The 13,743-nt window shown below is 28.9% G+C and carries 12 protein-coding genes and 1 pseudogene; 8 read left to right on the top strand and 5 right to left on the bottom strand.

What is annotated here, in order from left to right:
* The first annotated feature begins 67 nt into the window (after window positions 1–67).
* Window positions 68–1,594, top strand: a complete 1,527-nt coding sequence (locus A2J15_RS01025) for an inorganic phosphate transporter (RefSeq protein ID WP_066776334.1) — start codon at window positions 68–70, stop codon at window positions 1,592–1,594.
* Between the two features lie 10 nt (window positions 1,595–1,604).
* On the opposite strand, the gene A2J15_RS01020 is transcribed toward A2J15_RS01025, so the two are convergent.
* The 3 genes from A2J15_RS01020 to gatB are packed head-to-tail and all read right to left on the bottom strand — an operon-like array spanning window position 1,605 to window position 5,097.
* A complete protein-coding gene (locus A2J15_RS01020; protein WP_066776332.1) occupies window positions 1,605–2,774 on the bottom strand; it encodes a metal-dependent hydrolase in 1,170 nt (389 codons plus the stop codon).
* A gap of 8 nt (window positions 2,775–2,782) precedes the next feature.
* A complete protein-coding gene (locus tag A2J15_RS01015; RefSeq protein ID WP_116980460.1) occupies window positions 2,783–3,682 on the bottom strand; it encodes an NAD(P)H-dependent glycerol-3-phosphate dehydrogenase in 900 nt (299 codons plus the stop codon).
* The gene (gene gatB / locus A2J15_RS01010) at window positions 3,679–5,097 is read right to left on the bottom strand and encodes an Asp-tRNA(Asn)/Glu-tRNA(Gln) amidotransferase subunit GatB (RefSeq protein ID WP_066776313.1); all 1,419 of its coding nucleotides are present in this window, start codon (window positions 5,095–5,097) and stop codon (window positions 3,679–3,681) included. The genes A2J15_RS01015 and gatB overlap by 4 nt, the downstream gene beginning before the upstream one ends.
* 124 nt (window positions 5,098–5,221) lie before the next feature.
* Between gatB and luxS the strand changes: the two genes are divergently transcribed.
* From luxS to metF, 4 genes are all read left to right on the top strand, one after another.
* Window positions 5,222–5,728, top strand: coding sequence for an S-ribosylhomocysteine lyase (luxS, locus tag A2J15_RS01005; RefSeq protein WP_066776310.1), 507 nt, complete (start codon window positions 5,222–5,224; stop codon window positions 5,726–5,728).
* Between the two features lie 528 nt (window positions 5,729–6,256).
* Window positions 6,257–6,631, top strand: a complete 375-nt coding sequence (locus tag A2J15_RS01000) for a MetQ/NlpA family ABC transporter substrate-binding protein (RefSeq protein WP_066776304.1) — start codon at window positions 6,257–6,259, stop codon at window positions 6,629–6,631.
* A 12-nt stretch (window positions 6,632–6,643) separates the two neighbouring features.
* Entirely contained in the window at window positions 6,644–8,908 is a 2,265-nt protein-coding gene (gene metE / locus A2J15_RS00995) for a 5-methyltetrahydropteroyltriglutamate--homocysteine S-methyltransferase (RefSeq protein ID WP_066776301.1), read from the top strand.
* Window positions 8,909–8,918: 10 nt separating this feature from the next.
* Window positions 8,919–9,758, top strand: coding sequence for a methylenetetrahydrofolate reductase [NAD(P)H] (gene metF, locus A2J15_RS00990; RefSeq protein ID WP_066776298.1), 840 nt, complete (start codon window positions 8,919–8,921; stop codon window positions 9,756–9,758).
* Here metF and A2J15_RS00985 read toward each other — a convergent pair.
* Window positions 9,755–9,937, bottom strand: a complete 183-nt coding sequence (locus tag A2J15_RS00985; RefSeq protein WP_066776295.1) for a hypothetical protein — start codon at window positions 9,935–9,937, stop codon at window positions 9,755–9,757. The two genes, metF and A2J15_RS00985, sit on opposite strands and share 4 nt — an antisense overlap.
* Window positions 9,934–10,614, bottom strand: coding sequence for a F0F1 ATP synthase subunit A (locus A2J15_RS00980; protein ID WP_066776292.1), 681 nt, complete (start codon window positions 10,612–10,614; stop codon window positions 9,934–9,936). The genes A2J15_RS00985 and A2J15_RS00980 overlap by 4 nt, the downstream gene beginning before the upstream one ends.
* A gap of 329 nt (window positions 10,615–10,943) precedes the next feature.
* On the opposite strand from A2J15_RS00980, the pseudogene A2J15_RS07940 reads away from it, so the two are divergent.
* From A2J15_RS07940 to adhP, 3 genes and pseudogenes are all read left to right on the top strand, one after another.
* Window positions 10,944–12,112, top strand: a pseudogene (locus A2J15_RS07940) (aldehyde dehydrogenase family protein).
* Between the two features lie 4 nt (window positions 12,113–12,116).
* A complete protein-coding gene (locus A2J15_RS07980; protein ID WP_275051820.1) occupies window positions 12,117–12,452 on the top strand; it encodes an aldehyde dehydrogenase family protein in 336 nt (111 codons plus the stop codon).
* Window positions 12,453–12,497: 45 nt separating this feature from the next.
* The gene (adhP, locus tag A2J15_RS00970; protein WP_066776289.1) at window positions 12,498–13,541 is read left to right on the top strand and encodes an alcohol dehydrogenase AdhP; all 1,044 of its coding nucleotides are present in this window, start codon (window positions 12,498–12,500) and stop codon (window positions 13,539–13,541) included.
* Window positions 13,542–13,743: the final 202 nt, after the last annotated feature.

Below are 13,743 nucleotides of genomic sequence, written 5' to 3'. Positions count from 1 at the left end.
ACTTAAAAAATAAATTTGCAAATTTAAAGTAAATATGTGTATAATTACAATTAAAAAAGGTTTATCAATGCAAAAAGATAATTTAATAGCTTTGATTATTTTTGTTATTAGTATTATTGCATTTATGACATGGGGCTTTGGTTATATTTCACAACACCAATTAATTCTTTTTATTCTTGCTTCTATATTCGGTATTTTTATGGCATTTAACATAGGGGGAAATGATGTTGCTAATTCTTTTGGAACAAGTGTTGGCGCTAAAACAGTAACAATTAAACAAGCTTTAATTATTGCTGCTGTATTTGAACTTAGTGGCGCAATTTTTGCTGGAGCAGAAGTTACTAAGACTATACGTAGCGGTATTGTCATTTTCCCAAATTCCCTTGATCCTATACTTTTTGTCATCATCATGCTTGCTGCACTCTTAAGCTCTGGAATTTGGATTTTTATTGCAACAAAAAAAGGCTTACCTGTATCAACTACCCATAGTATAGTAGGTGGAATTGTAGGAGCTAGCATTATGATGGGACTTTTAAAATTTGATGGTATTCAAACTCTTTCAATGGTTCAATGGAGTGAAATTTTAAAAATTGTTATTTCATGGATAGCTTCTCCTCTTTTAGGTGGAATTGTAGCTTACAGTATTTATTCTTATATAGATAAAAAAATTCTAAAACCATCAGAAAAACTTAACAATAATTTAAAAAATATTAAAAAAGAAAAAAAGAAATTTAAAGAACAATATCTTTTAGATCTTAAAAACAAAACTCTTCAAGAGCAAGTTAAAGAACTTACTTCTATAGCTTTAGAAGAAGAAGATCAAAACAATAGCGTTTATAAAAATAAAATGAAAAATTTCAAAGAACAAGAAAAAAATATCGATATTTATTCTATTTTAAAAACTCATATACCTATTATTGCTTGCATTGGTGCTATTATTATTTGCACTATGATTTTATTTAAAAGTTTAAACAATGTAAATACCCTAAATATTTTACAAAATTTTTGGATTATAGGAACCGTAGGAACTATAAGCTATGTTGGAACATTTGCTATAGTTAAAATTGTAAAAAAAACAGAACTTAATAAAACCACAGACAGAATTTTTTCATGGTTTCAAATCTTTACCGCATCAAGTTTCGCCTTTTCTCATGGTGCTAATGATATAGCCAATGCTATTGGACCCTTTGCAGCTATTTTAGATGTTTTAAAAAATAGCACTATAAACGCAAGTTCTCCAGTACCTTTTGCAGCTTTAGCAATGTTTGGAGTTGCTTTAGTCACAGGACTTTGGTTTTTAGGTAAAGATGTTATTACTACAGTTGGTTCAAAACTAGCAAACATACGCCCTACTACAGGATTTTCTGCAGAACTTGGGGCAAGTATTGTTATACTCCTAGCAACACAATTTGGAATTCCAGTAAGCTCTACACATACACTTATAGGAGCAATTTTAGGCATAGGAGTTTATAATAAAAATGCAAATTGGATGATGATGAAACCTATAGGATTGGCGTGGATTGTTACTTTACCTGCTGCAGGTATTATGGCAGCATTTATATTTTTAGCTTTTAAATTATCTTTAAAAATTTAAAAAATCTATTTTATAAAATTTTTCCCTCAATCATATGCATCTTAACACTTCCAAAAAGTCTATCCTGTGCATAAAGAGAATTTTGCGGAAGATTAATTTTTTCATTTTCATCAACAAGGATTAAATTTGCATCTTTTCCTTTTTCTATAATACCGCTATTAAGCCCTAAAAATTCACTAGGATTTTTACTTGTAAAACGACAAAGCTCATACCAAGTTAAAAAATCATCTTTAATTAAAAAAGTATAACAAAGACTCACAAACTCACAAATGCTATGTATACCAAAAGCTGCTTCATCAAAAAGCAAATCTTTTAAAACAAAGGATTTAGGACTATGCAAAGAAGTTAAAAAATTGATTTTTCCTTCTTTTAAAGCATTTTTTAAAGCTAAAGCATCTTCCTTACTTCTTAAAGGAGGCATAAGCTTAGCAGCTGTATTAAAATTTTGGCAAGCTGTATCATTTTTAATAAGATGATGTATACTTACAAGTTTTAAATCTGTATCATGCAATAATTCTAAAGAGTCTTGCAAACTTAAAAGATCAAAAACTACCTTATTTTTATAAAATTTAGCAAGCTCTTTCATCTTAGCTACTTGACTTGTTTCAGCAATCTTACTCATGCCAGAAAGCCCCAAATCAAAACTTGTTAAACAATCATTCATCACCCCATTATCATCAAAATCTTCATCATAACAACGCACAAATAGTGGCACATTTTTCATAAAAGCATATTGAGAACTTACTTTTAAAATATTTGCACTTAAAGAACTATCTAGCTCTAAAGCACAAGCTCCTTTATTTAAAAAAGTAGCTAAATTTTTAAGTTTATCTCTAGAATCAGTAACGCGTATGCTTAAAAAAAAATTCAGTCTTCTTTGTCTAATATTTTGTAAAAATAAAACAAAATTTTCTTCATCAAAATGCATACAATCACGCAAAACTATACAAGAAATTCCAGCTTTTAAACATTCATTTTCAACAAGATCTAAATGAGTTAGAGAAAATTTATCATTTTTTAAATTCACGCATAAATCTACAAAAGAAGGAAGTAAAGTCATACCCTTGGCATCTATTACTTCCTCATCTTGTAATTTTAAACCAATATTTTTAATCTTTCCTTCTTGAATTTCTACATCTTGTAAAATATCTCCATAAAGTTTTGCATTTTTAATTACCATGCTTACCCTTAATTATAATTTTGTTTTAATAAATTTTGTGTTGCCTCATATACACTTTTACCTTTAAAAATTTCTACAATTTCATTAACAATGGGGGTATAAATCCCATTAAATTTTGCTAATTTTTCAATAGCATAAGCAGTTTTTACTCCTTCTGCCACTTCTTGTAATTCTTGTAAAATTTCTTTTAAACTTTTATTTTGAGCCAAAGCTAAACCTACACGATAATTTCTAGAAAGCACGCTAGAAGCTGTTAAAAACAAATCCCCCGCGCCACTTAAACCCAAAAAAGTTTCTTCTTTGGCCCCAAAAAATTTTCCAAAACGATGCATTTCTATAAGTCCTCTTGAAATCAATGCTGCTCTTGCATTATTACCCAATTTTAAACCATCACTAATCCCACTTGCAATAGCTAAAACATTTTTATAAGCACCGCAAATTTCAGCACCACGCACATCATCATCGATATAAATTTTAATAAAATCAGGAAAAAAACTTGCAAATTTTGCACAAAGATCTAAATTTTTACCGCTAATCATTAAAGCTGTAGGAAGTTTTTGCATTACTTCGCTAGCAAAAGAAGGTCCACTTAAAACACAAAAATCATCTTTTGATATAAAATCTAAAAAAATTTCATCTAAAAACTGACAAGTTTGATCTTGTATCCCTTTTGAAGCTATTAAAATTTTTTGCCCTTTGTAAATAAAATGTTTTTTAAGCCATGTATAAATTCCTTGAGAACTCAAAGCAAAAACAAGGTATTCACAATTTAAAGCTTCTTTAATACTTACAAAATCTTTTACATTACGCCCACAAGCAGAACTAAGCGAACAAGTATGGTTTTCTCTTAAAGCCACATGCAAAGCACTACCCCATTTTCCTGCACCAATAATTGCTATATTCATCAATCAAGCTTTGCTTTTAAAATAGTATTAACTTTAGTAGGATTAAAAGCACCTTTACTTTCTTTCATAATCTGACCTACAAAAAAACCAAAAAGCTTATCTTTACCATTTTTGTATTCTATAACTTTGCTTGGATTTGCATTTAGAATTTGTTCAACCACTTTTTCTATAGCCAAATCATCACTAACTTGTTTAAGTCCTAATTGATCTATAGCTAAATCAATATCAATATTTGTATTTTCAAATACATAAGCTAAGACATCTTTAGCAGCTTTTGCACTTATAATACCCTCTTCTATACGTTTGATTAAACTACCAAGCTTTTTTGCATCAATAGGAGAATTTTCTATAGTGAAATCACCTTTTAATAAACCCATAAGCTCAGTATTTAACCAATTCACACAAAGCTTAGGATTTAAATTTTGAGAAATTAAATCTTCAAAAAAACGACTCATCTCAAGCGAACTAATCAATACTTCAGCATCGCTTTCTTTTATCCCTAATTCATTTACAAAACGTATTTTTTTCTCATCAGGCAATTCAGGAATTTTTATATTTAAAAATTCATCTTTTAATAAAACTGGCAACAAATCAGGATCAGGAAAATAACGATATTCTGTAGCCTCTTCCTTATCACGCATGCTTTTTGTAATCAAATAAGTGGTATCAAAAAGTCTAGTTTCTTGCACTACTTTTTCTTTATAAATCCCATCTTCCCAAGCCTCACTTTGTCTTTTTATTTCATATTCTATAGCTTTTTGAATAAAACGAAAAGAATTAAGATTTTTAATTTCCACCCTAGTATAAAGTTTAGTATCACCTTTTGGTCTTATACTGACATTTGCATCACACCTAAAACTTCCTTCTTGCATATTTGCATCAGAAATATTTAAAAAACGTATAATAGCATGTAATTTTTTAAGATAAGCTACAGCTTCATCACTGCTTCTAAGCTCTGGTTCACTAACTATTTCAAGCAAAGGCGTTCCTGCACGATTTAAATCAACTTTAGAAAACCCACTTTCATGAATACTTTTACCCGCATCTTCTTCTAAATGCGCCCTTGTAATCCCTATACGTTTTTGCTCTCCATTTATATTAATAACAAGCTCTCCATTTTCTACTATAGGAATATCAAATTGTGAAATTTGATAAGCTTTAGGTAGATCAGGATAAAAATAATTTTTACGATTAAAAATACTTTTTTTGTTAATAGTTGCGTTTATAGCTTTTCCAAAAGCTATAGCTTTTTTTACAGCTTCTTCATTTAAAACAGGTAAAGCACCTGGCAAAGCTAAACAAGTAGGACAAACATTAATATTTGGATCTTCTCCAAAAGAAGTTGCACATGAACAAAAAATTTTTGTTTTAGTATTAAGTTGAGCATGAACTTCAAGTCCTATAACGACTTCAAACATTATTTTTCCTTCAAAGAAAATATTATAATAATTTAAATTTTATCGTTTTTTCTTTTAGAAAGGCTTTAAATATTAGTTTTAAATGCTATAATCTTTTAAAAAACAAAAATATAAAGGAGTTAATATGCCATTACTTGATAGTTTTAAAGTTGATCATACTAAAATGTCAGCACCTGCTGTGCGTTTAGCTAAAATCATGCAAACACCAAATGGTGATAATATTAGTGTATTTGATTTACGTTTTTGTACACCCAATAAAGATATAATGAGTGAAAAAGGTACACACACTTTAGAACATTTATTTGCAGGTTTTATGAGAGATCATTTAAATTCGAATTCAGTTGAAATTATCGATATTTCACCTATGGGATGTCGTACAGGTTTTTATATGAGTCTTATTGGCACACCAAATGAAAAAAATGTTGCTAAAGCTTGGGAAGCCTCAATGAAAGATATTTTAAATATACAAAATCAAAGTCAAATTCCTGAACTTAATATCTATCAATGCGGAAGTTATAAAATGCATTCTTTGGATGAAGCTAAAGAAATTGCACAAAAAGTTTTAAACTCAAATATAGGAATAATGGATAATGAAAAATTAAAGCTTGAATGTTTAAAGCTTAATCCTTAAAAATTTTAAGGATTAAGCTTTTTTTAATATATTTTTTTTTATAATTTTTAATATTTATTTCAAGGAGAAAATAATGCAACTGATGTACGAGATGTGTAGCATATAATATCTCCTTTGGCTTAACATTATGTTTCCAAAGGTCCAAAACAAGGTAAGGAGATATAATGTATAAGAAATTCAAAAATTTTATATTAATCTAAAATTTTTTAAATACTTAAAAAATTTTAACTTTTCTATCTTCTTATTTTAAAAATTTTAAGAAAAAATGATTTTATTTATATTTATAGTTAAAAAATTATAAAAAATATGAGAAAATTTAAATAAAAAAATACTTAAATTTAATTAATTTTTATTATAACTTAATATATAAATTCAAAATCACAATTTCTTTAAGACTAAGATAAAGGTGTCGATTATTTAAATTTCGACTTTTTAATCATTAAATACTAAAAATTATTAAAAAAAATATATTATATTTAAATATAATATATTTATTACAATAATTTAACTAAATACAAGGAGTACAAATTGACTGTATTTACAAAAGCTTTTTGCATAGCTACTCTTTTTAATACTTTTATATGGGAAAATGAAGAAATAAAAATTTCTATACCTAATAATCCTACAGACGAAAGTCATGCTCAAAAAATTAATACTCAACTTGCAAAAAGTTTAAAAGATACAGATTATACTCTTATTAATAGTAATTTCGCTATTTTAACAGGTTTAAATCCCATAAAAGATGGGTTTTATATAGAAAATGAGTATAATCGTAATATCATTACTGTCAAACAAGGAAATGAAGAGCTTCCTAAAATTAAAGCTTTGACTAAAACCTTACAAAGCAATAAAGTTAAAAATTTATCAAAGAAAAATCAGGGCACTTTAATCCCTACATTTTAAGGAGAAACCAATATGAACAATTCAATCATTTCTTATCCAAGAATAGGTGCAAATAGAGAATTAAAATTTGCTATTGAAAAATATTTCAAAAATCAAAGTTCAAAAGAAGAACTTATAGAAAATGCTAAAAAATTAAAAATTAAACATTGGCAAGAAATTCAAAGTTCAGGTATTGATTTTATACCTAGTAATGATTTTTCATTTTACGATAATGTTTTAGATGCTGCTGTACTTTTTAATATTATCCATACAAAATATAAAAAATTACATTTAGAACCATTAGATGAGTATTTTGCTCAAAGTCGTGGATACCAAGGTGAAAAAGGAGATACCACAGCCCTAGCAATGAAAAAATGGTTTAATACAAATTATCACTACTTAGTGCCCGAATGCGATGATGCCAATGCTATAGCATTAATAGGAGATAAAATTTTTAAAGATTACCTTGAAGCAAAAGAACTTAACATAGAAACAAAACCTGTTTTAATAGGTATTTTCACTCTATTTAAACTTATTTCGTTTAAGGATGAAAATGCTAAAAAATTAGCCAAAGAAAAACTTTTAAAAGCTTACATAGAACTCTTTAAAAAATTAAATGAATTAAAAGTAAACTGGCTTCAACTTGATGAACCTTATTTAGTTTATGATTTAAATGAACAAGATATATGCTTATTTGAAGAATTTTATACTCAACTTTTAGATCATAAACAAAATCTTAAGATTTTACTTCAAAGCTATTTTGGAGATCTAAGAGATATTTACCCTAAATTGTTAACAAGTCAATTTGATGGTCTAGGAATTGATTTTGTAGAAGGAAAAGAAAGTTTAAATTTAATCCAAAAATACGGATTTGCTAAAGATAAGATACTTTTTGCAGGAATAATAAATGGCAAAAATATTTATGCTAACAATTATGCTAAAAGTTTACAACTTATCAAAGAACTTAAGCAATATACTAAAAACATAGTTTTAAATACTTCTTGTTCGCTTTTGCATGTACCTTATAGCACAGAATTTGAAAATAAATTAAACCCAAATTATCTTAAAATTTTTGCTTTTGCTAAAGAAAAACTTAAAGAATTAAAAGAACTTAAAGAAATTTTAAATACAAGTGAAGAAAATCCTCTTCTTAAAGCCAACCAAGCTCTTTTTGAAAATATCCCTAATCGCACCAATGAAGAAGTTAAAGCTAGACTTCAAACTCTAAAAAAAGAAGATTTCATTAGACAACCTGAATTTAAAAAGCGCATAGCAATTCAAAAAGATTTCTTACAACTTCCACTTTTACCTACTACAACCATAGGATCTTTTCCCCAAAGTGCTGATGTAAGATCTAATCGTCTTGCCTTTAAACAGGAAAAAATTTCAGCTCAAACTTATACTGATTTTAATCAAAACAAAATCAAAGAATGTATTCAAATTCAAGAAGAAATAGGACTTGATGTTCTTGTACATGGAGAATTTGAAAGAAATGATATGGTGGAATATTTTGGAGAAAATTTAGAAGGATTTTTATTTACCCAAAATGGCTGGGTACAAAGTTATGGAACAAGATGCGTAAAACCTCCTGTAATTTGGGGAGATGTCTCACGTATAAAACCCATCACTTTATCATGGTCTAAATTTGCTCAAAATCTAAGCAAAAAAATTGTAAAAGGCATGCTTACAGGTCCTGTTACTATACTTAATTGGTCTTTTCCGCGAGAAGATATTAGTCTAAAACAAAGTGCCCAACAAATAGCTTTAGCCTTAAGAGATGAAGTTTTAGATCTTGAAAATGCAGGTATTAAAATCATACAAATTGATGAAGCTGCTCTAAGAGAAAAATTACCTTTAAGAAAAAGTGATTGGCATAGCGAGTATTTAGATTGGGCTATTCCTGCTTTTAATCTTGTACATAGTGGAGTTAAATCTACAACACAAATTCATACTCATATGTGCTATAGCGAATTCAATGATATTTTAAAAGAAATTGATGCTATGGATGCAGATGTTATATCTTTTGAAGCCTCAAGATCAAATTTAAATCTTTTAGATACCCTAAAAGCAAGTAAATTTCAAACCGAAGTAGGACCAGGTGTTTATGATATACACAGTCCTAGAGTACCTAGCGTAGAAGAATTAAATTCAACCATAGAAAAAATACTTGAAAAATTACCTAAAGAACAAATTTGGATCAATCCAGATTGTGGTCTTAAAACAAGATCTTATGAAGAAGTTGTAGCAGCTCTTAAAAACTTAGTTATTGCTACACAAAAAATAAGAGAAAAATTATAAAGGAGACTTTATGTGTAGCTTTTCTTTTGAAATTTTTCCACCAAGAAAAGATGAAAATATTAAAAATCTTGATGCAATTTTAGATGATTTAGGGCAATTAAGCCCTAATTTTATTAGTGTAACTTTTGGTGCTGGCGGATCTATTAACTCAAAAAATACTTTAGAAACAGCAAGCTTAATTCAAGAAAAATATAAAATTCCTAGTATAGTACATCTACCTTGTATTCATTCTAGCAAAGAAAAAATCACACAAATACTCCAACAATGCAAAGATAGACAACTTAATAAAATTCTTGCCTTAAGAGGAGATGTATGTAATAATCTTGAAAAAAGCAAAGATTTTTCTTATGCAAGTGATTTAATTTCTTTCATACAAAAATATAAAGATTTTGAAATTTATGCAGCCTGCTATCCTGAAAAACACAATGAATCTAAAAATTTTATTGAAGATATACACTATCTTAAAAATAAAGTTGATTTAGGAACAAATAAACTTATTACCCAGCTTTTTTATGATAATGATTTTTTTTATACTTTTAAACAAAATTGTGCCTTAGCTAATATCAATATTCCTATTTATGCAGGAATCATGCCTATTACCAATAAAAGACAAGTTTTAAAAATCACACAACTTTGTGGGTCCAAAATTCCGGCTAAATTTACTAAAATTTTAGAAAAATATGAAAACAATACCTTAGCTTTAGAAGATGCTGGAATTGCTTATGCAATAGATCAAATCATTGATTTAATTACAAGTGGGGTAGATGGAATCCATCTTTATACTATGAATAAATCTAGAGCAGCTATTAAAATTTATGAAGCTATTAAATATCTCATTAAAGTAAGTTAATTTTTATGATTTTTTAACTCATAATTTTTTAAAAGTAAAATAAAAATTAAAGTTAATAATAAGCCTGGGATAATTCCCAAGCAAAAATAAGTAAAAGAATTAAATTGAAAAAAGAAAAAGGCGCTAAAAAACATTAAAGCCAAAGAAGCACCTTTAAAAAATTCCAAAATATAAATCAATGACCTTCCTCAACTATAGTTGCACCAGCCAAATACACATAAGTTAAAATCATAAAAATAAAAGCTTGTAAAAAAGCCATGAAAGTCAAAAGTACATAAGCTGGAAGTGGAGCTATATAAGGCACAAGAGCTAAAATTACCATTAAAAATAAATCATCACCTTTAATATTTCCAAAAAGACGAAAAGATAAAGATATTACACGAGAAAGATGAGAAACGAGTTCTATAGGAAACATTAAAGGAGCAAGAAATTTAATAGGACCCATAAAATGAGCAAAATATTTAATAAAACCTTGCGCTCTAATCCCTTCAAAATGATAATAAATAAATACAATAATAGCTAAAGAAAGAGTCAAATTTAAACTTGCCGTTGGAGCGTGAAATCCTGGAATAATCCCTATAATATTACTAAAAAAAACTATAATTCCTAAAGTTGCTACAAGAGGAAGATATTTTCTTGCACCTTTTTCATCTCCCATAGTATCACGCCCCATAGATAAAACACCTTCTAAAAATACTTCACCTAAATTTTGCATACCACGTGGAACAAGTTGCATAGAACGAGTAGCCATTGAAACACAAATAACAGCAATCAAAGCAACCAAACCAAGATGAAAAAAATAAGAAAAAGTATGACTAGAATCTATAAAAGAGCTAAACAAGAATAAATCTTTCATCAAAAATCCTTAAAACTAAATAATTTAAAGCTATGATTATATAATGAAATTACTTATATTTTAATGAAAAAAATGTAGTTAAAATATATGAAAATAAATTATATAAACTCCTTTTCTTAGATTTTAAAAATAACTTTCTTCATATTGCTTTTAATTATGTTTATAATTATAACAATAATATAACAATGTTTCATAATGTAATTTTTTTATATAAATTTAAATCAAAATTTATTTTAATTAAGCTAAGTTAAAAATATCTAAAAACTAAAATTGATTTTATATTTAAAGCAATATGCGATTTTTAGAAATTTATTATAAGGAGAAAATACATGAGTTATTATACCGATAGTACTAAAGTATTTAAAACAAGGTATGAAAATTATATTGGTGGCAAATGGTTTGCACCCTTAGATGGACAATATAGCAAAAATACCTCTCCAATCAATGCCCAGGTATTGTGCGAAGTCCCCCTTTCAAGCAATCAAGACATTGAAAACGCTCTTGATGCAGCTCATAAAGCAAAATGTGCATGGGGAAAAACAAGTCCTCATGAGCGTGCAAATATTCTTTTAAAAATTGCAGATAAAATAGAAGCTAATCTCGAATTGCTTGCACATGCTGAAACTTGGGATAATGGCAAACCTATTCGCGAAACCATGGCTGCAGATATTCCCTTAGCAGCAGATCATTTTCACTATTTTGCATCATGCCTTCGTGCTCAAGAAGGTAGCACAGCAGAATTAGATTATGATACAGTAGCTTATCATTTTCATGAACCCTTAGGGGTAGTAGGTCAAATCATTCCATGGAATTTTCCCATCTCATGGCGGCTTGGAAACTAGCCCCAGCACTTGCAGCAGGCAATTGTGTCATACTCAAACCTGCCTCAGCTACACCTGCTAGCATACTTGTTTTAATTGAATTAATTAGTGATTTAATCCCACCAGGGGTTATAAATATTGTCAATGGAAGTGGTGAAAAAATAGGTAAATATCTAGCCACTAGTCCACGCATTGCAAAAATAGCCTTTACAGGCTCTACTGGTGTTGGTAAACAAATCATGCAATTTGCAACGCAAAATCTCATCCCTTGTACACTAGAACTAGGAGGGAAATCACCTAATATATTTTTTGAGGACATTTATGATTACGAAGATACTTTCTTAGATAAAGCTATTGAAGGTCTAGTTCTTTTTGCTTTCAATCAAGGAGAAGTTTGCACTTGTCCAAGTAGAGCTTTAATTCATGAAAAAATCTATGATAAATTCATGGAAAAAGTTTTAGAAAGAATCAAAGCTATAAAAATAGGTAATCCGCTTGATCCAAATACTATGATGGGTGCCCAAGTGAATAAAAATCAAGTTGATATTATTTTAAATTACATAAAAACAGGCAAAGCTGAAGGTGCTCAATGTCTTATTGGAGGAGAAGAAAATAAGCTAGATGGAGAATTATCAAAAGGTTGCTATATCAAACCTACTATCTTTGAAAGGGCATAATAAAATGAAGATTTTCCAAGAAGAAATTTTTGGACCCGTATTTGCAGTTACAACCTTTAAAGATGATGAAGAAGCCTTAGAAATTGCTAATGATACCATTTATGGTTTAGGTAGTGGAATTTGGACAAGAGATATCAATCGTGCTTATCGTTTTGGTAGAGGCATTAAAGCAGGTCGTGTTTGGACTAATTGCTATCATGCTTATCCAGCACATGCTGCATTTGGAGGATACAAGCAAAGCGGCATAGGCAGAGAAACACATAAAATGATGCTTGAACACTATCAACAAACCAAAAACATTCTTGTAAGTTACTCACCGCATAAATTAGGATTTTTTTAACTATGAAGTTTAAATTTAAAAAATTTCTACAATTAGGAGGATAAAATGTCAAAAACAATGAAAGCAGCTATAGTAAAAGAATTTGGCGGTCCATTACTTATTGAAGAGGTTAAAATTCCAAAAGTAGGCAAAAGACAAATCCTTGTTAAAATAGAAGCTTGTGGAGTTTGTCATACAGACTTACACGCTGTTAATGGAGATTGGCCTATTAAACCTAAACTACCCTTAATCCCAGGCCATGAAGGTGTAGGTTATGTTGTAGAAGTTGGCGAAGGTGTTAATCATATCAAAGAAGGTGATGCAGTAGGGATTCCATGGCTATATAGTGCTTGTGGGCATTGTGAACATTGTATGTCTGGTTGGGAAACCTTATGTCAAAGTCAACAAAATGCAGGATACTCAGTAAATGGTGGTTTTGCTCAATATGCCTTAGCTGATGCTAATTATGTTGGAATTTTAAAAAAAGATTCCAATTTCTTAAATATAGCACCCATACTTTGTGCAGGGGTAACCGTGTACAAAGGTCTTAAAATGACACAAGCTAAACCTGGTCAATGGGTTAGCATATCAGGTATTGGAGGTTTAGGACATTTAGCTATACAATATGCAAAAGTCATGGGTTTAAATGTAGCAGCCATAGATATATCAGATGATAAATTAGAACTTGCTAAAAAATATGGAGCAAGTGTTGTTGCAAATGCCAAAAAACTAGACAAACAAGGAACCATAGATAAAATTAAAGAAGAAACAAATGGAGGTACTCATGGAGTTTTAGTAACCGCTGTCCATCCTATAGCCTTTAAGCAAGCAGTGGGTATTGTACACCGAGGAGGTACTATTGCCATGAATGGTTTACCACCAGGTGATTTTCCTGTTAATATCTTTAATATGATTTTAAATGGAATCACCATTAGAGGCTCCATAGTAGGAACTAGAATGGATTTACAAGAAGCAATCAATTTTGCAGAAGATGAAAAGGTTCACGCTCACATCACTCCAGCAAAACTTGAAGATATTAATGATGTATTTAAAAAAATGAAAGAAGGTAAAATCGACGGTCGCATGGTTTTAGATTTTAAAGCTTCTTGAAAAAGACGCAGATTTTCTGCGTCTTAAATATTTGCATCAAAATAAAAATATTAGCCTTAAAGTTATCCTGAAAAAAACAAATAATCAATAAAATTTCTTTAATAATTAAATTTATACTCAACTATAATAATTTAATATTATTTATCTTAAAAAAATACGTAAAAATCATCATATAAAATCAAATATCTTTAATAAAATTTAA

Source organism: Campylobacter hepaticus (assembly GCF_001687475.2).
Taxonomy (GTDB): Bacteria; Campylobacterota; Campylobacteria; order Campylobacterales; family Campylobacteraceae; genus Campylobacter_D; species Campylobacter_D hepaticus.
Note: the sequence above shows the minus strand (reverse complement) of the source record. Positions and strands in the feature narration are given on the sequence as shown.

Excerpts from the sequence above, each read along its gene's own strand:
- A2J15_RS00980 (WP_066776292.1), bottom strand. The coding sequence starts at position 10,614 with ATGAAAGATTTATTCTTGTTTAGCTCTTTTATAGATTCTAGTCATACT.
- A2J15_RS01020 (WP_066776332.1), bottom strand. The coding sequence starts at position 2,774 with ATGGTAATTAAAAATGCAAAACTTTATGGAGATATTTTACAAGATGTA.
- A2J15_RS07980 (WP_275051820.1), top strand. The coding sequence starts at position 12,117 with ATGAAGATTTTCCAAGAAGAAATTTTTGGACCCGTATTTGCAGTTACA.
- gatB (WP_066776313.1), bottom strand. The coding sequence starts at position 5,097 with ATGTTTGAAGTCGTTATAGGACTTGAAGTTCATGCTCAACTTAATACT.
- metF (WP_066776298.1), top strand. The coding sequence starts at position 8,919 with ATGTGTAGCTTTTCTTTTGAAATTTTTCCACCAAGAAAAGATGAAAAT.
- adhP (WP_066776289.1), top strand. The coding sequence starts at position 12,498 with ATGTCAAAAACAATGAAAGCAGCTATAGTAAAAGAATTTGGCGGTCCA.
- A2J15_RS01025 (WP_066776334.1), top strand. The coding sequence starts at position 68 with ATGCAAAAAGATAATTTAATAGCTTTGATTATTTTTGTTATTAGTATT.
- metE (WP_066776301.1), top strand. The coding sequence starts at position 6,644 with ATGAACAATTCAATCATTTCTTATCCAAGAATAGGTGCAAATAGAGAA.
- luxS (WP_066776310.1), top strand. The coding sequence starts at position 5,222 with ATGCCATTACTTGATAGTTTTAAAGTTGATCATACTAAAATGTCAGCA.